This is a genomic window from Sphingobium scionense (genome assembly GCF_014197035.1).
Classification (GTDB): domain Bacteria; phylum Pseudomonadota; class Alphaproteobacteria; order Sphingomonadales; family Sphingomonadaceae; genus Sphingobium; species Sphingobium scionense.
In genome coordinates, this window is record NZ_JACIEU010000009.1 from 178,668 (window position 1) to 198,391 (window position 19,724).

The 19,724-nt window shown below is 65.3% G+C and carries 23 protein-coding genes; 10 read left to right on the forward strand and 13 right to left on the reverse strand.

Translation table 11 applies throughout. The annotated features are described in order from the left end of the window. Nucleotides 1-2 precede the first annotated feature (2 nt). The 3 genes from GGQ90_RS12620 to GGQ90_RS12630 all read left to right on the forward strand — a co-directional run bounded on the left by GGQ90_RS12620 (nucleotide 3) and on the right by GGQ90_RS12630 (nucleotide 3,450). Nucleotides 3-932: a tyrosine recombinase gene (locus GGQ90_RS12620; protein ID WP_188082446.1), complete on the forward strand. Its 930-nt coding sequence runs from the start codon at nucleotides 3-5 to the stop codon at nucleotides 930-932. Nucleotides 933-943: 11 nt separating this feature from the next. After that, nucleotides 944-1,888 carry an acetyl-CoA carboxylase carboxyltransferase subunit alpha gene (locus tag GGQ90_RS12625; protein WP_188082447.1) on the forward strand — a complete coding sequence of 315 codons (945 nt, stop codon included), beginning with the start codon at nucleotides 944-946 and terminating at the stop codon, nucleotides 1,886-1,888. Nucleotides 1,889-1,971: 83 nt separating this feature from the next. Continuing rightward, nucleotides 1,972-3,450, forward strand: a complete 1,479-nt coding sequence (locus GGQ90_RS12630) for a M48 family metalloprotease (protein WP_188082448.1) — start codon at nucleotides 1,972-1,974, stop codon at nucleotides 3,448-3,450. A 76-nt stretch (nucleotides 3,451-3,526) separates the two neighbouring features. Here GGQ90_RS12630 and GGQ90_RS12635 read toward each other — a convergent pair whose 3' ends face one another. Together GGQ90_RS12635 and GGQ90_RS12640 are read right to left on the reverse strand one after the other, a co-directional pair. Next, nucleotides 3,527-3,688: a Flp family type IVb pilin gene (locus GGQ90_RS12635; protein WP_004211201.1), complete on the reverse strand. Its 162-nt coding sequence runs from the start codon at nucleotides 3,686-3,688 to the stop codon at nucleotides 3,527-3,529. A gap of 135 nt (nucleotides 3,689-3,823) precedes the next feature. After that, complete coding sequence (locus GGQ90_RS12640) at nucleotides 3,824-4,009, reverse strand: Flp family type IVb pilin (RefSeq protein WP_188082449.1); 186 nt, start codon at nucleotides 4,007-4,009, stop codon at nucleotides 3,824-3,826. 82 nt (nucleotides 4,010-4,091) lie between these two features. Between GGQ90_RS12640 and GGQ90_RS12645 the strand changes: the two genes are divergently transcribed. Beyond that, on the forward strand, nucleotides 4,092-4,499 hold the full coding sequence (locus GGQ90_RS12645; protein ID WP_188082450.1) for a (deoxy)nucleoside triphosphate pyrophosphohydrolase: 408 nt from the start codon (nucleotides 4,092-4,094) through the stop codon (nucleotides 4,497-4,499). A 130-nt stretch (nucleotides 4,500-4,629) separates the two neighbouring features. On the opposite strand, the gene bfr is transcribed toward GGQ90_RS12645, so the two are convergent. The 3 genes from bfr to GGQ90_RS12660 form a co-directional block, all read right to left on the reverse strand. Beyond that, the gene (bfr, locus tag GGQ90_RS12650; protein ID WP_004211204.1) at nucleotides 4,630-5,109 is read right to left on the reverse strand and encodes a bacterioferritin; all 480 of its coding nucleotides are present in this window, start codon (nucleotides 5,107-5,109) and stop codon (nucleotides 4,630-4,632) included. A 160-nt stretch (nucleotides 5,110-5,269) separates the two neighbouring features. Continuing rightward, nucleotides 5,270-5,440: a (2Fe-2S)-binding protein gene (locus GGQ90_RS12655; protein WP_188082451.1), complete on the reverse strand. Its 171-nt coding sequence runs from the start codon at nucleotides 5,438-5,440 to the stop codon at nucleotides 5,270-5,272. Between the two features lie 54 nt (nucleotides 5,441-5,494). Continuing rightward, complete coding sequence (locus GGQ90_RS12660; RefSeq protein WP_188082510.1) at nucleotides 5,495-6,739, reverse strand: DUF418 domain-containing protein; 1,245 nt, start codon at nucleotides 6,737-6,739, stop codon at nucleotides 5,495-5,497. A gap of 58 nt (nucleotides 6,740-6,797) precedes the next feature. On the opposite strand from GGQ90_RS12660, the gene GGQ90_RS12665 reads away from it, so the two are divergent. Beyond that, nucleotides 6,798-7,571: a methyltransferase domain-containing protein gene (locus GGQ90_RS12665; protein ID WP_188082452.1), complete on the forward strand. Its 774-nt coding sequence runs from the start codon at nucleotides 6,798-6,800 to the stop codon at nucleotides 7,569-7,571. Here the strand turns inward: GGQ90_RS12665 and GGQ90_RS12670 are convergent. The 5 genes from GGQ90_RS12670 to GGQ90_RS12690 all read right to left on the reverse strand — a co-directional run bounded on the left by GGQ90_RS12670 (nucleotide 7,529) and on the right by GGQ90_RS12690 (nucleotide 13,031). After that, nucleotides 7,529-9,199, reverse strand: a complete 1,671-nt coding sequence (locus GGQ90_RS12670; protein ID WP_188082453.1) for a glycoside hydrolase family 43 protein — start codon at nucleotides 9,197-9,199, stop codon at nucleotides 7,529-7,531. The genes GGQ90_RS12665 and GGQ90_RS12670 overlap by 43 nt on opposite strands. 113 nt (nucleotides 9,200-9,312) lie before the next feature. Then, complete coding sequence (locus tag GGQ90_RS12675; protein ID WP_188082454.1) at nucleotides 9,313-9,786, reverse strand: hypothetical protein; 474 nt, start codon at nucleotides 9,784-9,786, stop codon at nucleotides 9,313-9,315. A 90-nt stretch (nucleotides 9,787-9,876) separates the two neighbouring features. After that, nucleotides 9,877-12,054, reverse strand: a complete 2,178-nt coding sequence (purL, locus tag GGQ90_RS12680; protein ID WP_188082455.1) for a phosphoribosylformylglycinamidine synthase subunit PurL — start codon at nucleotides 12,052-12,054, stop codon at nucleotides 9,877-9,879. Between the two features lie 79 nt (nucleotides 12,055-12,133). Beyond that, the gene (locus tag GGQ90_RS12685) at nucleotides 12,134-12,469 is read right to left on the reverse strand and encodes a glycine zipper 2TM domain-containing protein (RefSeq protein WP_188082456.1); all 336 of its coding nucleotides are present in this window, start codon (nucleotides 12,467-12,469) and stop codon (nucleotides 12,134-12,136) included. Nucleotides 12,470-12,647: 178 nt separating this feature from the next. Beyond that, nucleotides 12,648-13,031: a hypothetical protein gene (locus GGQ90_RS12690; protein WP_188082457.1), complete on the reverse strand. Its 384-nt coding sequence runs from the start codon at nucleotides 13,029-13,031 to the stop codon at nucleotides 12,648-12,650. A 168-nt stretch (nucleotides 13,032-13,199) separates the two neighbouring features. Here GGQ90_RS12690 and GGQ90_RS12695 point away from each other — a divergent pair, with 168 nt between their 5' ends. The 5 genes from GGQ90_RS12695 to queA all read left to right on the forward strand — a co-directional run bounded on the left by GGQ90_RS12695 (nucleotide 13,200) and on the right by queA (nucleotide 16,841). Next, nucleotides 13,200-13,457 (forward strand): exodeoxyribonuclease VII small subunit, encoded by a 258-nt coding sequence (locus GGQ90_RS12695; protein WP_188082458.1) that lies wholly within the window; start codon nucleotides 13,200-13,202, stop codon nucleotides 13,455-13,457. Nucleotides 13,458-13,465: 8 nt separating this feature from the next. Next, nucleotides 13,466-14,371: a polyprenyl synthetase family protein gene (locus tag GGQ90_RS12700; protein ID WP_188082459.1), complete on the forward strand. Its 906-nt coding sequence runs from the start codon at nucleotides 13,466-13,468 to the stop codon at nucleotides 14,369-14,371. 3 nt (nucleotides 14,372-14,374) lie between these two features. Next, on the forward strand, nucleotides 14,375-14,887 hold the full coding sequence (coaD, locus tag GGQ90_RS12705) for a pantetheine-phosphate adenylyltransferase (protein ID WP_188082460.1): 513 nt from the start codon (nucleotides 14,375-14,377) through the stop codon (nucleotides 14,885-14,887). Between the two features lie 120 nt (nucleotides 14,888-15,007). After that, a complete protein-coding gene (locus GGQ90_RS12710) occupies nucleotides 15,008-15,781 on the forward strand; it encodes a peptidylprolyl isomerase (protein WP_188082461.1) in 774 nt (257 codons plus the stop codon). Nucleotides 15,782-15,806: 25 nt separating this feature from the next. Beyond that, entirely contained in the window at nucleotides 15,807-16,841 is a 1,035-nt protein-coding gene (queA, locus tag GGQ90_RS12715) for a tRNA preQ1(34) S-adenosylmethionine ribosyltransferase-isomerase QueA (protein WP_188082462.1), read from the forward strand. Nucleotides 16,842-16,870: 29 nt separating this feature from the next. Here queA and GGQ90_RS12720 read toward each other — a convergent pair whose 3' ends face one another. From GGQ90_RS12720 to GGQ90_RS12730, 3 genes are read right to left on the reverse strand one after another with little or no spacing between them, the layout of a single operon-like run. After that, entirely contained in the window at nucleotides 16,871-17,308 is a 438-nt protein-coding gene (locus GGQ90_RS12720; protein ID WP_223178241.1) for a RidA family protein, read from the reverse strand. 19 nt (nucleotides 17,309-17,327) lie between these two features. Continuing rightward, entirely contained in the window at nucleotides 17,328-18,587 is a 1,260-nt protein-coding gene (locus GGQ90_RS12725) for an aminotransferase class V-fold PLP-dependent enzyme (protein ID WP_188082464.1), read from the reverse strand. Beyond that, nucleotides 18,584-19,720, reverse strand: a complete 1,137-nt coding sequence (locus GGQ90_RS12730) for an aminotransferase class I/II-fold pyridoxal phosphate-dependent enzyme (RefSeq protein WP_188082465.1) — start codon at nucleotides 19,718-19,720, stop codon at nucleotides 18,584-18,586. The genes GGQ90_RS12725 and GGQ90_RS12730 overlap by 4 nt, the downstream gene beginning before the upstream one ends. Nucleotides 19,721-19,724 lie beyond the last annotated feature (4 nt).

Consider the following 19,724-nt stretch of genomic DNA (forward strand, 5'->3'; position numbering starts at 1 on the left):
CCATGGATGACGATGCCGTCCTGATCGACCGCTTTCTCGAAATGATGGCGGCGGAACGGGGCGCGTCGCGCAACACGCTGCTTGCCTATCGCACCGACCTTCAGGGGGCGGGAGAGATTGTCGGCAGTCTTGCCGCCGCCAGCCAGGATGCGCTCGGCCGCCTTGCCGGCGAATGGGCGCCGCTCGCGGCCTCTACCGTAGCGCGCAAGGCGTCGGCGCTACGCGCCTTCTACGCCTTTCTGGAGGAGGAGGGGCTGCGCGCCGACAATCCCGGCGCGGCGCTGCCCCGGCCGGTCACGCGGCGGCCGCTGCCCAAGATATTGTCGTCGCAGGAAGTCGATTCGCTGTTCGCCCTGATCGCGCAACGGGTGGAGGTGGAGCATCCTGCGCCGCTCGACCTGCGCCTCTCGGCCCTGATCGAACTGCTCTACGGTTCGGGCCTGCGTGCGACAGAACTCATGTCGCTGCCGCGCAAGGCGCTGGCGGTCGATCGGCCTTTCCTCATCATCAAGGGCAAGGGCGCGCGCGAGCGGCTGGTGCCGATCTCTGACCGCGCCCGTGCCGCCGTCGCCACCTGGCTCGCCCATGTGCCGGCCGACAGCGCCTGGCTCTTTCCCTCGGGGAAAAGCCATGTCAGCCGCATCCGCCTCTATCAACTGGTCAAGCAACTGGCCGCGGCAGCGGGTATCGCGCCCGAACGGGTCAGCCCCCATGTGCTGCGCCACGCCTTCGCCACCCATTTGCTGGAAGGCGGGGCAGACCTACGCGCGCTGCAATCGATGCTGGGCCATGCCGATATCGGCACGACCCAAATCTATACCCATGTCGACAGCCGCCGGCTGGTCGAACTGGTCAACAGCCGCCATCCGCTGGCCGGCATGCAAGCCAGGATCGCGCATCCTCGCGTTGACGGCGACGCGTCCGCGCCTTAACGCCATCCGCCATGGTAAGCTTTCTCGAATTTGAAAAGCCGGTCGCAGAGCTGGAAGCCCGTATCATCGAACTGCGCCAGACGGCCTCCGTCGGCGACATCGACATCAGCGGCGAGATCGACACGCTCGAACAGCGTGCCGGCAAGATGCTGTCGGACATCTACGCCAAGCTGACGCCCTGGCAGAAGACTCAGGTGGCCCGCCACCCGGAACGCCCGCACTTCAAGGATTATGTCGCGGGCATGTTTGACAATTTCATGCCGTTGGCCGGCGACCGCGCCTTTGCCGACGATCAGGCGATCATCGGCGGCTTCGCGACGCTGGGCGAGCGCAAGGTCATGGTCATCGGCCATGAAAAGGGCGACGACACCGCCAGCCGCGTCCGTCACAATTTCGGCATGGCCAAGCCCGAGGGCTATCGCAAGGCGATCCGCCTGATGGAACTGGCCGACCGCTTCGGTCTGCCGGTCGTCACGCTGGTCGACACCTCGGGCGCCTTCCCTGGCGTTCAGGCCGAAGAACGCGGCCAGGCCGAAGCCATTGCCCGTTCGACCGAAGCCTGTCTGGCGCTGGGCGTCCCCATGGTCGCGGCCGTGGTGGGTGAGGGCGGCTCGGGCGGCGCGGTTGCGCTGGCGGCTGCCAATCGCGTGCTGATGTTCGAACATGCCGTCTATTCGGTGATCTCGCCCGAAGGTTGCGCCTCGATCCTGTGGCGCACCGCCGACAAGGCGAGCGACGCGGCGACCGCGATGCAGGTCACGGCGCAGCATCTCAAGGGCCTGGGCGTGATCGACCGCATCGTCGCCGAGCCGGTGGGCGGCGCCCATCGCGATCCGGTGCAGGCGATCGCCAATCTGGGCGCGGCCATCGGTGAGGAACTGGACGCGCTGTCTGGCCTCGAACCGCAGGCACTGCGCACCGATCGCGCCGACAAGTTCCTGGCCATCGGCATCTGACGTCAAATTCCCGGAACAGCATCCTGTCCTCGCTCGTTACGGCACGGTAACAGGGGGGGCAGGGTGTCAAGGATGGGAATGGAATGAATCGGACATGGTTGTCGGCTGGCCTTGGCGTCGGCCTGATCGTCGCTGGCGTGGCGCCGGTGGTATTGGGACAGCAGCGGGCGATTCGCACGGTGTCGTCGATCAGCGCGCAGGACAAGGCGTCGGGTGCCAAGCAGCATCCTGAACTGCTCAAGGAATTTGGCGGCGCCTATATCGGGCCGCAGGCGCGCTATGTGGAAACGGTCGGACGCCGCATCGCGGTCCAGTCGGGCCTCTCCAACGCGCAGGGCGATTTCACCGTCACCCTGCTCAATTCCCCGGTCAACAACGCCTTCGCGATCCCCGGCGGCTATGTCTATGTCACGCGCCAGTTGATGGCGCTGATGAATGACGAGGCGCAGTTGGCCGGCGTGCTGGGACATGAAGTCGGCCATGTCGCCGCCCAGCATGGCCAGCGGCGCCAGCAGGCAGCGCAGCGCAATGCGATCGGCGGGGCATTGCTTCAGGTGCTGACCGGCGCGCTGTTGGGTGATTCGGCGCTGGGAGGCGTGCTGCAACAGGGCATCGGCACCGGCAGCCAGTTACTTACGCTCAAATTCTCGCGCAACCAGGAATATGAAGCCGATGATCTCGGCATCCGTTATCTGGCGTCGGCCGGTTATGATCCGCGCGCGCTGTCGGACATGTTGGCCTCGCTGGCGGCGCAGACCAGTCTGGACGGGCGGGTATCGGGCGATGCGCGTTCCATGCCCGAATGGGCCAGCACCCACCCTGATCCGGGCGAGCGGGTCGATCGGGCCGCGCAGATGGCCTCGCGCACCGGCGCGACCAGCACGCTGCGCAACCGCGATGCCTTTCTGGCGGCGCTCAACGGCACGCTCTATGGCGATGATCCCAAGCAGGGAGTCATCGACGGCAGCCGTTTCCGCCATCCCGACCTGCGCCTGTCCTTCACCGCGCCGTCGGGCTTCGGCATGGAAAATGGGGCGGACGTGGTGAGTATCACCGGTTCGGGCGGTCAGGCCCAGTTCGGCGGCATGGCCTATAATGGCAATCTGCCGACCTATATCGATTCGGTGCTCAAGCGACTCGCGGGCAATGCCGGCGCGCCGCCGGCGGGTGAGGCGCAGCGCACGACGATCAACGGCCTGCCGGCGGCCTGGCGCACGGTGCGCGCCAACACCAAGTCGGGTCAGGTCGACGCAACCGTCGTCGCCTATGATTTCGGCGGCGGCAAAGCCTATCATTTCCTGCTGCTGACCCCGGCGGGCAAGGGCATCGGCCCGTTCGACTCGATGGTCCGCTCGGTGCAGCGCCTGTCGGCGCAGGAGGCGGCGGCGATCAAGCCGCGCCGGGTCAATCTGGTCACCGTCAAGGCGGGCGACACCGTCCAGTCGCTTGGCCGCCGCATGGCCTATAGCGATTATCCGCTGGAACGCTTCCTGGTGCTGAACGCCCTCAACGAACGCTCCGTGCTGAAGCCGGGCGATCGGGTGAAGATCGTCACCTGGTAAGATTCGGCACATTCCAGGCAAAGAAAAAGGGCGGCGGAATTGCTTCCGCCGCCCTTTTCTAACATCGGTTTCGAGCTTACTTCAGGTTGCCCGAAACGTTGTTGAAGGTGCTGCCCAGCTTCGAACCCAGGCTGGTCATGGCGCCGATGGCGGCCACGGCGATCAGAGCGGCGATCAGGCCGTATTCGATGGCGGTCGCGCCCTTTTCGTTCTTCAGCATCTTGCGAATGAACTGCATGTGATGTCTCCTTGACAAACGTTACGTTAAACTACCCGGCCGCCCCGCTTTGAATTCTAGGTCAGCGAAGACCTGTCTAGATTGGCTCGGTTGAGAAAAGTTTAATGCGGAATGGTGACTGTCAGAATTTGTTGGTTAATGCTTGGTAACTTCTTCGGCCACATTGTTCCACATGCCGGTAGTGCGGGTGGCGACATTGTTCAGCGCCGCAATCATGGCCAGCACGATCATCGCGATGATAAGGCCATATTCGACAGCCGTCGCGCCCCGGTCGCATCGCGCTAGTGCGGATTTCGTGACGAATTCGATGATCGCGCGCATAAGACCCCTCAGTCGGCTGAAGACACTCCTCAATGCCTGTGTAAAACGGCCACGGTTAACAAAGCCCTCGCAATGGAGCCTTATGCAAAGTTTTACCCCGTTTCTGGTCGTCGCCGTCGCCCTGATCGACGCCGATGGGCGCGTGTTGCTGCAGCAGCGGCCGCCTGGAAAGCCGATGGCGGACCTGTGGGAATTCCCCGGCGGCAAGGTGGAGCCGGGCGAAACGCCCGAGGCGGCGCTGGTGCGCGAATTGGAGGAGGAGTTGGGCATCCGCACCCACGAAAGTTGCCTGGCCCCTGCAACCTTCGCCAGCGCACCGCTGGAGAACAAGCATCTGCTGCTGTTGCTCTATGTCTGCCGTAAATGGGAAGGGGTGCCCGAAGCGCGCCATGCCACCGCGCTGCAATGGGCGCGCCCTGCGCAAATGTATGCGCTCGACATGCCGCCGGCCGACCTGCCGCTGATCGGCATTCTCGACGCGCTGATCTGACGGGAAATCCGGCTCCGCACCGATAGCGCAAGGTTAGGCCATAAAGGGCAGGGGAAGGGCGATGCACACCTTCCCCCGCAGCCTGTAAAGGCGGGGGCGACCGCCGGACAGCCGCCCCCGCGCGTTCATGTCAGTCTTCCTTGGCCTTGCTCTGCAGCTGGACATAATTCTGGATGCCCATGCGCTCGATCATCTCGAACTGGGTTTCCAGCGTGTCGACATGCTCTTCCTCGCTTTCGAGGATGTACTGGAACAGGTCGCGGCTGACGAAGTCCTTGATCGACTCGCAATAGGCGATGGCGTCGCGCAGCACCGGCAGCGCTTCATATTCCAGCTCCAGATCCGCCTTCAGGATTTCCTCGACGGTCTCGCCGATCTTCAGCCGGCCGAGCAGCTGGAAATTGGGCAGGCCGTCAAGGAACAGGATGCGCTCCGCCACCTTGTCGGCGTGCTTCATCTCGTCGATCGATTCCTCATATTCGAACTTGGCGAGCTTCTCGATGCCCCAGTGATTGAGGATGCGATAGTGGAGGAAATATTGGTTGATCGCGGTCAGCTCATTCTTGAGGACCTCGTTCAGATAATCGATAACCTTCTGGTCGCCCTTCATGGCGTTATGCTCCGGCTGTTATTGGGAATGCCGGACATATAAAGGTTTCGCATCCGGTTGTTAAGCCGGAAAGCCGCAGAAAACCGCCATTTTTCAGGCGGCTATTGCGTCGGGTTCGCGATTGTCAGGGGCCTTTTACTGCGCCTGCTTCGCAATGATATCAGGCCGTCTCGCGCTCCGCTGCGATGATCGTGCGGGCATAGCCGACGCACTGGCCGCACTTGGGGCGGCGGCCGAAACGAGCATAGGCGCTACAGGGGGTATCGGCACCATCACGCGCGGCTTCGCGCAGATCCTTTTCGCGAATGGCATTGCAAACACAGACGACCATTGGATTCTCCTGACCCGTGAAATAGGCCAGATGCTAATGGATCGCAATAGAAGATCATGCGCTCCTGCGAATCTTTTGCACTTTTCCCCGTTGCAGGCTGCGCCACACCCATTCGGCCGGCCCCATCACGAATCGGCTGAGCCAGGCTTGCGACCAGAGCAGCATCACCGCCCAGGCGACCAGGATGAACAGCGGGAACAACGCCGGGCGCACCTGTCCGAACAGTCCCAGGCCCCAGCCATAGAAGATCGCCGTCATGATGAGGCTGGTGCCCAGATAATTGCTGAGCGCCATGCGCCCGGTCGCGGCGATGCGGGCGACAAGCCAATGATCGCGATGCCGCGCCAGCAGCCACAGGATCAGCGCCGCCCAGCCGACCGCCAGCGGGATGCGGAAGGGGAAGGACCAGAGCAGCGCGGTCGAAAAGGCGGTCAGCGGCGCAAAGCCGCTCGCGACCACCCAGATGGTCAGGCCGATCATCGGCACCAGCCCGATCAGGAAACAGTGGCGGGCGGTCTGCCGATATTGATCGGCGGGCCAGCGGCCGATCAGGAAGCCACCTTTCAGCATCGCCATGCCCAGCAGCATGAAGCCCAGCGTGTCGAGCCCGGTGAAGAGGAAGGTCCACAGCCAGTCGCCGAGGAAGCCGGTCAGGTGATGGCGCACGATCCCGCCGAAGCTGCCGGTATAGATAGCGATATCCTGCCGGATGATTGGGCTGTTGGGGTCGGACAGGCCGGCGAGGAAGCTGTCCAGACCCTCGCGCGTCGCGGCCGCCGCACCGGGCGCAGCTGCGGCATCGGCCCAGCCATAGAGGCTGGCGATGAAGGCGCCGCAGATCAGGAAGTGGATCAGGAAGGCGAGGAACGCCCATTTGACCAGCGCCAGCGGTTCCTTCTGCGTGAAGGCCAGGGCGATCGTGCCGACCACCGCATAGGTCACCAATATGTCGCCCCACCACAGCAATATGTGATGCAGCAGGCCGATCGCCAGCAACCAGCCGCCGCGCACCAGTTGCGCTCGCGTGCCGTCGCGCCCGGCCATTTCCTCCCGGTCGATCAGCAGCAGCATCGACGCGCCGAACAGCAGCGAGAACAGCCCGCGCATCTTGCCGTCGACCAGGATCAGGCTGCTCGCCCAGAAGGCGATGTCGCCGGCCGACATCGGCCCGGCCGCGACCGGGTTGAAATAGGCGTTCTGCGGCAGGGCGAAGGCGGTGATGTTCATCCACAATATGCCCATCACCGCGCAGCCGCGCAGCACGTCCATGGCTGGGATACGGGGCGATGCGGCGGTCATGCTGGACGATCCTTGAAGATGCTGGCCAAGCGGCCATGGCTCTGCCATGCGCCTAGCCATGAATGATGTCCGCAAGCAACGGATAAGCGAGTCCTTCGGTGCGGCGGCCGACCGGTATGACGAACATGCCGGGCCGCAGCGGACGGCCGCTGCTCTGGTGGCCGACATCGCCCAGCGACAAAGTCCTGATGGCGTCGCGCGCATCCTGGAAATCGGGTGCGGCACCGGCCTGCTCACGCGCGACATTCAGACCCGCTGGCCCGGCGCGGAGCTGGTCGCGACCGACATCTCTCCGCAGATGCTGGACCGCGCGGCATCGGCCGGGCTGGTCGCCGGCACCTTCCTCGCGATGGACGGGGAGGCGCCGTCGTTCGAGGGCGAATGGTTCGACCTCATCCTCTCCAGCCTCGCCTTCCAATGGTTTGACGACCTGCCTGCCGCGATCGCGCGGCTGGTGGCGCTGCTGCGGCCCGGCGGCAGCCTCATCTTCTCGACCATGGGGCAGGGCAGCTTCGCCCATTGGCGGGCGGCCCATGCGGCCTGTGATCTGACGCCGGGCGTCCCCGCCTATCCCTCGCTCGACGCGCTGCGCGCCATGCTGGCGACCTATGGCGATGCCTTCGCCTTTGACGAGACGGTCCTGCTGGACGGGCAGAGCGCCCGCGCGCTGATCGGCCATCTCAAGGGCATCGGCGCTGTGGTGCCGGAGGAGGGGCGCCGGCCGCTCTCCCCCGCTGCGCTGCGCCGGGTCATGGTCGCCTATGACGAAGCGGGTGGCCGCGACGTCTATCAGTTGCTGATCGGCCGGGTGACACGCGCCGCCCAGGCATAGGGGCCGATCACCGTACCGACGAAGCCGCCGGCCTGATGGGTGCTGAGGAAGCGGATATCGACGTCACTCGCCAGCACCGCCTCCCGCCCATCGACGCCATAGGCGAAGCGCGCCGTGCCGCCATCCAGGGCGATGGTCAGGCGGATGGGCTTTGTCGGGTCGATCGGCGCGGCAGCGACCAGCCTGTCACGATCGCTGTCCTCGCGCACCATCATGGCGATCTGCGGTTTGCCGTCCTTCTGCGTCACGCCGAAGAACAGGAAGGATCGGTCGGACTGCACCGCCGCCAGTCCCGCTCGATCGTCCTCCGCCGCCGGCCGGTAGCTGAGGTCGGTGCTGATGGTGGCGACATGATGCTGCTGACGCCGCCCGATAAAGGCCGGGGCGCCGCTGAGATCGCCCAGCGCCGCTGCGCCGTCCAGCACCAGTCCGCCCGGCTCCAGTCGATAAAGCGGCGCCTTGGGCGTCCTTAGTCCGATCCAGTCCATGCTAAGGCTCGGTCCGTCGAACCGGTCGCGATAGGCGAAATCACCGCTGGTCGGCGGCGCGTCGGCATCGCGCATGGACAGGGCCGGGCGCTTCGCCGCATAGGGAATGGCCTTGCCGGCATCCAATATGTGCGGCCAGCCATCGCGCCATGCGACCGGCAGCAGGAAGGTTTCGCGCCCGATATTGTAGAGGTCCGGGCCATAGGGGCGGGTGGCCAGGAAGGTCGCCCACCAGTCGCCCGCCTGCGTCTGTACCAGCTTGGCATGGCCGGCCGATGTCACCGGATGGGGGCGGGCCGGGTCCAGGTTGCGCTGGCTCAGGATCGGATTGCCGGCATAGGGGGTGAACGGGCCGCGCAGGTCGCGGGCGCGGAACACCACTTCGCTATGCTGGTCGCCGGTGCCACCCTCGGCCGCGATCAGATAATAAAACCCTTCGCGCTTCAGCAGATGCGGTCCCTCGATCCAGGACGGCTTCTGGCTGATGTCGACGCCGCCATTGACGATCTGCCTCGACTCGCCGCTCATCTTGAGCGTGTGCCAGTCAAATTCCTGCACCCAGATCGCCCGATGCCCCTCATAGCGGGGCGGTTCGGCCGGCGCGCGGTTATTGACGATGAAGGCGCGGTCGCCTTCCCAGTAGATCGACGGATCAATCCCCTCGAACGGCAGCCAGTGCGGTTTCGACCACGGCCCGGCCGCATCCTTTGCCGTCAATACGAAATTGCCGCCGCAATCGACACAGGTGCCGACCAGGTAGAAGAGCCCGTCATGGAAGGAGATATCTGGCGCGAACATGCCGCGCGAACTGCGCAGGCCGTTGAAATCGAACTGGTCGGGCCGGTCGATCGCGTTGCCGATCTGGCGCCAATGGACCATGTCGGTCGACCGGAAGACCGGCAAGCCGGGATAATGGGCGAAGGAGGAGTTGACGAGATAATAAGTCTCGCCGACCCGCGTGATCGACGGATCGGGATAATAGCCCGACAGGATCGGGTTGCGATAGTCGTCCGGGCCGGGCGTCACCTGCTCCTGGGCGCGCCCATCATAGCGGAAATCGCTGAAGCGGGCGGGGCCTGCCAGGGCCGGGCCGGCTATGGCGGCCAGCAACAGCAAGGCGGCACGACGGGTCTTGCGCATATCCTCTCCTCCCATTTTTCGCCGAGCATAGAAGGGAGTTTTTGATAGCGCTATCAAAAATCCGGCCCTGCGCGCGCAAATGGGCCTGGATATGTCAACTTCGCTGTCACTATCTATCGTCGGCGTCCGGCAGCGATGAAGGCGATTGGCAGGCCGACCAGGATGCAGTGGGAGAAGAGCTGGTTGCCGATATTCCAGGCGATCCGGCCGATCGGCAGCGCGGCATAGGCGGCGGGCAACCACATGGCGGGCCAGCGCCACGGCCGCACGATCCAGTACATGATCGCCCAGAGCGGCAGGCCATAGAGCAGGCCGGCGACGACCGGATGGCGGCGCAGGGCAGGGCGCCGCCGCGCGACCAGCATATAGGCGCCCGCCATGCAGGCCATGATCGCGAAATGGACGGCCAGGCCGGCAATCGCCCATAGCCAGGCGGGATCGCCCCGCGCGCGATCGCCCAACGGGCCGCTGGCGACAAATTGCAGCACCGCATGCGGCGCCGTGCCTGCCATGCCGGCAAAGACGAAGGTGGAAAATATGTCGAGTGTGCCGGCGACCAAAGTCGCCCGGATGATCCTCTCGCGCATGGTGCGCTCCCCATTTTCTCGGGGCGGATCATGACAGATTGTCATGAATTTGTCCCGCCGGATGCGCTGCACCCGGCGGGACGGAAAGATTTAGAGTTCGCTGTCCATCAGCGCCGGGAAGAAGCCCTCATGCGCGGTGCGCAGCGCGTCGATCGATACGCCCGCCACGCTGTCGCCGCCGACGGTGCCGATCTTGACCGCGCCTGCGATCTCGACGCCGGCCGGCGCCGTGACGACATAGCGGCTCTGGTCTTCGCCGAAGGCCGAGGCGGTGGTGAGCGCCGCGTCCAGCGTCGCGCCGATCTTGCCCGCCAGCGCCATTTCCGCGATCGTGACGATCAGGCCGCCATCGGAAATGTCATGCACGGCATTGACCGTGCCCGCCACCACCAGCGCGCGGACGGCGTCGCCATTGGCGCGCTCGACCGCCAGGTCGACCTTGGGCGCATCACCCGCTTCACGGCCGGCAATCTCGCGCAGCCAGATCGACTGGCCCAGATGCGTGCCTTCTCCGCCGACCAGCCAGATCGCGTCGCCCTCATTCTTGAACGCCACGGTCGCCATCACGTCGATGTCGGCCAGCAGGCCGATGCCGCCGATCGCCGGGGTCGGCAGGATCGCCGAGCCACCGCCGGTCGCCTTGGATTCATTGTAGAGGCTGACATTGCCCGATACGATCGGGAAATCGAACGCGCGGCAGGCGTCGCCCATGCCCTCCAGGCAGCCGGTCAGCTGCGCCATGATCTCGGGGCGCTGCGGATTGGCGAAGTTGAGGCAGTTGGTGACCGCCAGCGGGGTCGATCCGACCGCGCTCAGGTTGCGATAGCATTCCGCGATTGCCTGCTTGCCGCCTTCATAGGGGTCGGCATAGCAATAGCGCGGGGTGCAGTCGGTGCTGATGGCAATGCCCTTGCTGCTGCCATGGACGCGCACCACAGCAGCGTCGCCGCCGGGGCGCTGTACCGTGTCGCCGCCAACCATGTGGTCGTACTGCTCCCAGATCCAGCGACGGCTGGCGATGTCGGGGCTGCCCATCAGCGTGACTAGGTCGGCGCCAATGTCTGCGCTCTCGGCGATCTCGCCCAGCGGCTCGACCTTCGACCAGATCTTATACTCGTCCTTCGGCATCGAGGGACGGTCATAGAGCGGCGCATCGTCGGCCAGGGGGGCAAGCGGAATATTGCAGACGATCTCGCCCTTATGCTCCAGCACCATGCGGCCGGTGTCGGTGACATGGCCGATGACGGCGAAGTCCAGTTCCCACTTCCGGAAGATCGCCTCGGCAAAGGCTTCGCGGCCGGGCTTCAAGACCATGAGCATGCGCTCCTGGCTTTCCGACAGCATCATCTCATAGGTGGTCATGCCGGTTTCGCGCTGCGGCACGTCATCCATCTTGAGGTGCAGGCCGACGCCGCCCTTCGACGCCATTTCGACGCTGGAGGAGGTGAGGCCGGCGGCGCCCATGTCCTGGATGGCGACGATCGCGTCCGATGCCATCAATTCCAGGCACGCCTCGATCAGCAGCTTTTCGGTGAAGGGATCGCCGACCTGGACGGTGGGGCGCTTTTCTTCCGAATCCTCGCCGAAATCGGCCGACGCCATGGTCGCGCCATGGATGCCGTCGCGGCCGGTCTTGGACCCGACATAGACGATCGGATTGCCGACGCCGCTGGCGGCCGAATAGAAGATCTTGTCGGTATCGGCGACACCCACGGTCATCGCATTGACCAGGATATTGCCGTCATAGGCGGGATGGAAATTCACCTCACCGCCCACGGTCGGCACGCCGACGCAATTGCCATAGCCGCCGATGCCATGGACCACGCCGCTGATGAGATGCTTCATCTTGGGATGGTCGGGACGGCCGAAGCGCAGCGCGTTCATATTGGCGACCGGGCGGGCGCCCATGGTGAACACGTCGCGCAGGATACCGCCGACGCCGGTCGCGGCGCCCTGATAGGGTTCGATGTAGCTGGGGTGATTGTGGCTTTCCATCTTGAAGATGGCGGCCTGGCCATCGCCGATGTCGACCACACCGGCATTTTCGCCGGGGCCACAGATGACCTGCGGGCCCTTGGTGGGCAGCTTCATCAGGTGGATCTTGGAGGATTTATAGGAGCAATGCTCCGACCACATGACCGAGAAGATGCCGAGTTCCGTCAGGTTCGGTTCGCGGCCGATCGCCTTGAGGACGCGATCATATTCTTCGGGGGACAGACCGTGCTCGGCAACGATCTGCGGGGTGATCTGGGGGGCGCTGCTGGACATGAGCGCGCCTTTAGCCGCGTGGCGCAGGATTCACAATGGGGAGGCGGCGGCCATATGATGACCGCCGCCCATTATCCATTTAGCAGCTGCTGTTGCGGTCGATGGCGCGGCCAGCCAAGGCACCGGCGCCAGCGCCGACCACGGTGCCGGTGGCGCGATCGCCCCGCGTGTCGACCGCGCGGCCCAGCAGGGCACCGGCGACGCCGCCCAGCAGCAGGCCGGTGGTGCCGCCCGACTTGCGGCAGCGATAATCACCGCGATAGCCGCGACGGTCGGAATAGCGACCATGGTCATGATGGCGGTCGCCACGGTGCCAGCCACGGTCATGGCCGCGAGCGAAGGAGGTCGCCGGAACGGCGGTGGCGACGGTTGCGGTCGCCAGGGCCATGGCGATCAGGCTCTTCTTGAAGTTCATGGGTCATCTCCTCGACCTGTTTATCTCTGGTACGAGGCTGTTCTGCCACCGGTTGGCTGGCAACATCCTGAACCATCACGTTATCTGTCGTTCAGGAAAGGCGCGCGGCATGAAAAAAGGGCCGGTTCCTAGGGAAGAACCGGCCCCTGTAGAAAAAAAGACTGAAGCGATCCTGCGATCAGACGTGGCAGGCCTGCGCCGACTTGCCGGGGATGGTGATGGTCACATCGTTGCCCGAACCCTTGACTTCATAGCCGCCCTCGGCGGTGAAGGGCTGGCCGGCTTCAGCGGCCTTCAGCATGGTGGGCGAACCCGTCTTCTCGGTGCGCAGGATCGCGCTCTTGTCGTCGCTCATATAGTCGACGAAGATCAGGCTGTTGTCCTTGCAGCGGAACTGCTTGTTGGCCTTGACCGACGGCGGCAGCTCGACCGGGGCGGCATTGGCCAACTGGGCAGCCATCGGATCGGCGGGGCCGCCGACGACTTCGGGTTCGTCATTCTTGTTGCAGGCAGACAGCATGGTCAGGCCGGCAACGGCGATGAGGGGGAGATAATATTTCATAGCGGTCCTTCTATGTGCACTTGCAACATCATGCGTCAACGCAAAACTGCCCGAATTCCGCCACGCCTGTGCAATGGCGTCATGACGTTTGCGTGACAATTGCCCGATTGGGCCAGGTGTGCGTCATCCGCGCTTGACCGCGCGGACAGGCGCGGTCAATGCAGGCGCATGGCTGAGGAAAATACCCCGCAAACGGATCTGTCCCAACTGTCGTTCGAGGATGCGCTGCGCGCGCTCGAATCGATCGTCCGCCGGCTGGAAAGCGGCGATGTCCCGCTCGATGAGTCGATCTCGCTCTATGCCCAGGGCGAGGAATTGCGCAAGCGTTGCACCGAACGGCTGCAGGCGGCCGAAGCGCGGATCAGCAAGTTGACGGTCGATGCCGGCGGCACCGTGACCGGCGCCCAGCCCTTCGGCGCGGATTGACCCACTGCATGGAACGGAGCGCGGCAGGAGCGCTGGTCGCCGCCCGAGCGGCAACGGTCGCGGCCGATATCGACCGGGCGTTCGACGCGCTGCTGGCTGTCCCCGACGATCCGCGTCATCGCCTTTATGAAGCGATGCGCCATGCCGCGATCGGCGGTGGCAAGCGGCTGCGGCCGCTGCTGGTGCAGGCGACCTGCGATCTGTTCAACATTTCCCGCGAATCCGCGCTGCGCGTCGGCCTCGCGATCGAATGCATCCATGTCTATTCGCTGGTGCATGACGATCTGCCGGCGATGGACGATGACGATATGCGGCGCGGTAAGCCGACGGTTCACAAGGCGTTCGACGAAGCGAGCGCAATCCTGGCCGGCGATTGCCTGCATGATCTCGCCTTCGAGATATTGGCCGACGAACAGACCCATCCCGATGCCTTCGTGCGGATCGACCTCGTAAAGGCGCTCGCCGTCGCCAGCGGCCCGGTCGGCATGGCGGGCGGGCAGATGATGGACCTGGAGGCGGAAAAGGCGCGTTTCGATCTCGCCACCGTTACCCGGCTGCAAAATCTCAAGACCGGCGCGCTGATCGGCTTCTGCGTCGATGCCGCCGCCATCATGGCGCGCATCCCGGTGGAGGCGCGCACCGGCCTGCACGGCTATGCCCGCGATATCGGCCTTGCCTTCCAGATTGCCGACGACCTGCTGGATGTAGAGGGCGACGCGGCCCTGGCCGGCAAGGCGCTGGGCAAGGATGCTGCCGCTGGCAAGGAAACCTTCGTCTCGCTCCTGGGGGTAGACCGGGCGCGGGAACAGGGGCGCTTGCTCGTTGAACAGGCCAAGGCGCACCTGCACGGCCATGGCGCGGAGGCGGATCTGCTGCGCGCCATTGCCGACTATATTGTGGAGAGGGACCGCTAGATCATGAGCAAGCCGCGTATCGGTGTCTATCCCGGCACCTTCGATCCCATCACCCTTGGCCATATGGACATCATCCGCCGCGGCGCGAAGCTGGTCGACAAGCTGGTGATTGGCGTCACCACGAACATCAGCAAGTCGCCTATGTTTGCCGATGAGGAGCGGCTCGACATGGTCCGCCGCGAATGCGCGGACATCGACACCGAAATCGTCGTCACCGGCTTCAACTCGCTGCTGATGGACTTTGCCGAATCGCAGGGCGCCAACGTCATCATCCGGGGGCTGCGCGCTGTCGCCGACTTCGAATATGAATATCAGATGGCGGGCATGAACCAGCAGATCAACAGCCGGGTCGAAACCGTCTTCCTGATGGCCGACGTGTCGCTGCAGCCGATCGCGTCGCGTCTGGTCAAGGAAATCGCCCTCTATGGCGGGCCGATCCACAAGTTCGTCAGCCCCGCCGTGCGCGAGGAGGTGGAGGCGCGGGTGGCCGCACTTGGCCGCAAGGGGCAGGGCTAGGAACGGGTTGTCGCCAATGTTGCCGTCTCGTTTCAGCCCGCGTTCAGTTGCCAATCCCGATCAGGGCGCTATCAGGACGGCTTGACCTTCCCGGGCAAGATCTAAGGAAAGCTTATTCGCATGCGTTTCACTTCCGCGCTCAAGACCGTGGCGATCGGTTTCGCCCTCACCGCGTCCAGCGTGGCCTTCGCCCAGGGTGGCGGCGGTGGCGGCGGCGGTGCCGAGGAAATGAAGAAGGCGGAAACCGCTGCGAAGGCGGAGCAGAATGCCAAGTCGCTCGGCGCGCAACTGACGCCGCAACTGCCGCCGGCGACCATTCCGGCCGACCCGCAGAACATCTGGGATCTTGATCTGTCGAGCGGTGGCCGCGTGCGCATTCAGCTGCGTCCGGACATCGCCCCCAACCATGTCGAGCGAATCAAGGAACTGACCCGCCAGGGCTTCTACAATGGTCTGAAGTTCCACCGCGTCATCCCCGGCTTCATGGCCCAGGGCGGCGATCCCAAGGGCGACGGCACCGGCGGTTCGACGCTGCCCGACCTCAAGGCCGAGTTCAACCCGATGCCGCATCTGCGCGGCACCCTGTCGATGGCCCGCGCCCAGAGCGAGGACAGCGCCAACAGCCAGTTCTTCATCGTGCTGCTGCCGCGCATGCAGCTCGACAAGAAATATACCGTGTTCGGCCGCGTGATCGAAGGCATGCAATATGTCGATGCGGTCCATGAGGGCGAGCCGCCGGCCGACCCGACCGTGATCCTGCAGGCCTCGATCGAGAGCGACGGCAAGCCGCCGGTGCTGGCACCCCCGCCCCCGCCGCCGGCGCCCGAACCTGCGGCCTTGCCGTCGAAGAAGTCGGCTGCCCCGGCCAAGAAGCCGGCCCCCAAGAAGAAGTGAGCTTGCGCCCGGAAGGGCCATCGTCATGCGTGTAGACCTGTTCGATTTCGATCTGCCGGCGGAGAATATCGCCCTCCGTCCGGCCAGCCCGCGCGATTCGGCGCGCCTTCTGCTCGTGCCCGGCGACGGCGCGATGGAGGATCGCATCGTGCGCGACCTGCCGTCCTTGTTGCGCGCAGGCGATGTGCTGGTCTTCAATGACACCCGCGTAATTCCCGCCCAGCTGGAAGGGATGCGGGGCGAGGCGCGGATCGGCGCGACCCTGCACAAGCGGCTGGGCCTGCGCCAGTGGCAGGCCTTCCTGCGCAATGCCAAGCGGGTGCGTGATGGCGACCGGATCGATTTCGGCGCCGGTGTCACCGCGATCGCCGGCCCGCGCGACGACGATGGCGGCGTCACCCTGGATTTCGAGGGCGAGGAACCGGTCGAGATCCTGCTGGAACGGGCCGGGCGCATGCCGCTGCCGCCCTATATCGCCAGCAAGCGCGCCACCGACGAGCGCGACCGCAGCGATTACCAGACCATGTTCGCGCGCGAGGATGGTGCGGTCGCCGCGCCCACCGCCGCGCTGCATTTCACGCCCGACCTCACCGCCGCACTGGCGCAGGCCGGTGTGCTGACCGAAACGCTGACCCTGCATGTCGGCGCCGGCACCTTCCTGCCGGTCAAGGCGGACGATACCGACGACCATCGCATGCATGCCGAATGGGGGCGGATCGATCAGGACACGGCCGATCGCCTGAACGCCGCGCGGGCGGCCGGCGGCCGGATCATCGCGGTCGGCACCACCTCGCTGCGCCTGCTCGAAAGCGCGACCGGGCAGGATGGCGTGATCCGCCCCTTCGCCGACGAAACCCGCATCTTCATTACGCCCGGCTACCGCTTCCGCGCGATCGACGGGCTGATGACCAATTTCCACCTGCCCAAATCGACCCTGTTCATGCTGGTCAGTGCCTTGATGGGCCGCGATCGGATGCAGCAGGTCTACGCCCATGCGATCGCCACCGGCTATCGCTTCTACAGCTATGGCGACTCCAGCCTGTTGCTGCCGGAGCGATAGGGCAGGCGTCTACCCCTTCGGTTGGTTGCCTATTTGAACGAGGCCAGGCATTCCACTTCGAGCGGGGCGCCGAGTGCCAGGCCGTCGGCGCCGAAGGCGCTGCGGGTGGGCAGGCGCTTGCCCTCGAAATAGCTGACATAGGTGGTGTTGAAGCGCGGCCAGTCGGCCATGTCGTCCAGCATCACCGTGCATTTGACGACGTTGCCGAAGTCGAGGCCATTATCCTTCAATATCTTGCCGATCGAATCCATCGCATTCTTGACCGCCGCATCGAACCCTTCCTTGTGCGGGTCCATGCCGTCGGGCACCTGGCCGATCTGACCCGACATGTAGAGCATGTCGCCGACCCGGATCGCGGGCGAGAAGGGCAGCTTGGCCGGTAGCGGCTTCTGCGCGGCGGCGGGCGCGGCGATCATGAGGCCGGCCAGAAGGGCGATTGGCAGGGCGGGGGCGAGCAGCTTTTTCATCATGGGGCTCCGAAAAGGATCAGACGCGGGGCAGGGCGGCGATCAGCCGTTCGACATCCCTGTCATCGTTGAACACCGATGGCGAGATGCGGAAATAATTGTCGTGGACGGATAGGCGCACCTGCGCCCGCGCCAGCGGATCGGTGAGCAGGCCCTTCGCATTGGGCAGGACGCAGCTCAGCAGCGGGCTGGTCGCGCCCGGCGGGGTGATGAGGCGATAGCCCTTGCGCGGCAGCTCGTCGCGCAGCTGGCCGATCAATTGCTGGGCATGGGCCTGGATCGCGGGGACGGTGAGGGCCGAGATGTAACTGATCGAATGATCGAGCATGGCGCTGATCGCCTGGGCATAGGTGCCGGTGCCGAAATGGCCGAGCGCGCCGGGGCGGGCGATATAGCTGGTCGGCGCGTCGCCGGGCGGATCGAGCGGGAAGACATGGGTCTGCGGCGGGGACAGGCCGATGCCGGGCGGCGCACCGGGCGCGGCAAAGCCATAATAGCCATATTCGGTGCGGGGCAGCCGGTCCGCGACGCCGCGCCGGACATAGAGGAAGCCCAGGCCAAAATCGCCCATCAGCCATTTATAGGTGGCGCAGGCGGCGAAATCGACGCCGCTGTCGTGCAGGTCGATCGGCACCGCGCCGGCGGCATGGATAATGTCGGCATAGACGAGCGCGCCGACCTTGTGGGCCATCGCGCTGATCGCCTTCAGGTCATGCTGGAAGCCGTTATAGGTGGAGATGGCCGAGAGGCTGACCAGCTTCGTTCCCGGCGTGATGGCGCGGGCCATGTCCTCGGGCGCGATGCGGCCCTCGCGCGCCTGCACCCAGGCGACATCGACGCCCTGTTTGGCCATTTCCTGATACATGGGGAAGGCGGCGTAGAAATGGAGCGTGTCGGTGACGACGCGGCCGCCATCCTTTGGCAAGCCGAGTGCGCGCAGCACCGCCTGTTCGCCCATGGTGGTGGACTGGACCCAGGTGATCTCGTCCACGTCGGCGCCCATCAATGCAGCGAATTTCGCGATCAGCGCGGCGCGATCGACCGGCTTGCGCGCGGCAGCGACGGGATCGAGCGTGCGGCCTGCGAGATAGGCGTCGGCGGCGGCTTTGGCGCCCAGGCTCACCGGATGGGTGGAGGCGCTGTCGAAATAGGCGAGCGGGGTGGCGGCGAAGCTGGCCTTGTCGGGCAGCGATGGCGGCGCGGCGACGGCGCGCGCGGTCTGCGCCGCGACTGGTATCGCGAGCGCCGCGCCCAACGCCTGGCGCCGGCTAAGGCTCATGCCATGATCCGGGCGAGCGCGGTCTTGAACGCCTGCATTTCCGCCGGCGTGCCGAAGGAGACGCGGACCCAGTCGTCCATATGCTTGCGCGGGCCGCCAATGAAGATCTTCTCCTTCGCCAGCGCGGCGGTGACATCGGCGCCGGGGCGGCCGACATGGATCATCGCGAAGCTGGTCTGCGAGGGAAGATATTTAAGCCCGCGCGCATCGAGCCAGGCGAAGAGATCGTCGCGCACCGCCTTGTTATAGGCCTTGCGCTGGGGCAGCAGGGTCGGATCGAGCAGGCTGGCCTCGGCCGCGACTACGGCGGGCATCGGCGTGATGTTGACGCCATAATCGGCCATGCCGTCGAGCAGATCCTTGCGCCCGGCGATCAGGCCGCAGCGCAGGCCGGCAAGGCCGTAGATCTTCGAGAAGGTGCGGGTCACAAGGATGTCCGCGCCCTTCGCCACCAGGTCGAGGCAGCTCTGCGCGTCGCTATAGTGGATATAGGCCTCGTCTACGAGCAGCACGGAGCCGGCCGGCTTGTTGGCGAGCAGCCATTCGATGTCGGCGCGCGGGATCGGCAGGCCGGTCGGATTGTTGGGATTGCAGAGATAATAGACGCCGGCGTCCGGCGCGGCGGCGAGCAGCTTGCGGACATCGGCGGTGAAGTCGCCGGCCAGCGGCAGGGCGACGGCTCGGGTGACCGGCTGGTTGCCCTTGCCCAGGAACCCCTGGTCGAAGGTCGGCTCGAAATAGGCGATCGGGCGGGACTTGGACGAGTAGGTCAGTGCGACCGAACGCAACGGCATGAAGGAGCCGGGATGGACCTGAACCTGGTCGGGCGACAGGCCGTTCTGGCGGGCGAACAGGCTTTCCAGCTTCGACGCGAAGGCCATGCCATAGCGGCCGGCGAGCGGATCGAGCCCGGACAGCGCCTGCAGCGCGGCGGGGGCGGGGCCGAGCGGGTTTTCGTTGCTGTTGATGAAGATGCCGTCGGTCAGCGTGGCGACCATCGCCTTGGGATCATCGCTCATCGCCACCTTGCGGTCGCGCTGGGCCAGGGCGGGTGCTGCGCCGGCTATTGCCGCCGCGCCCATGGCACCGCGCATCAGCATGCGGCGGCTGAGAGTGTCCGGACGGTCGGTCATGCTG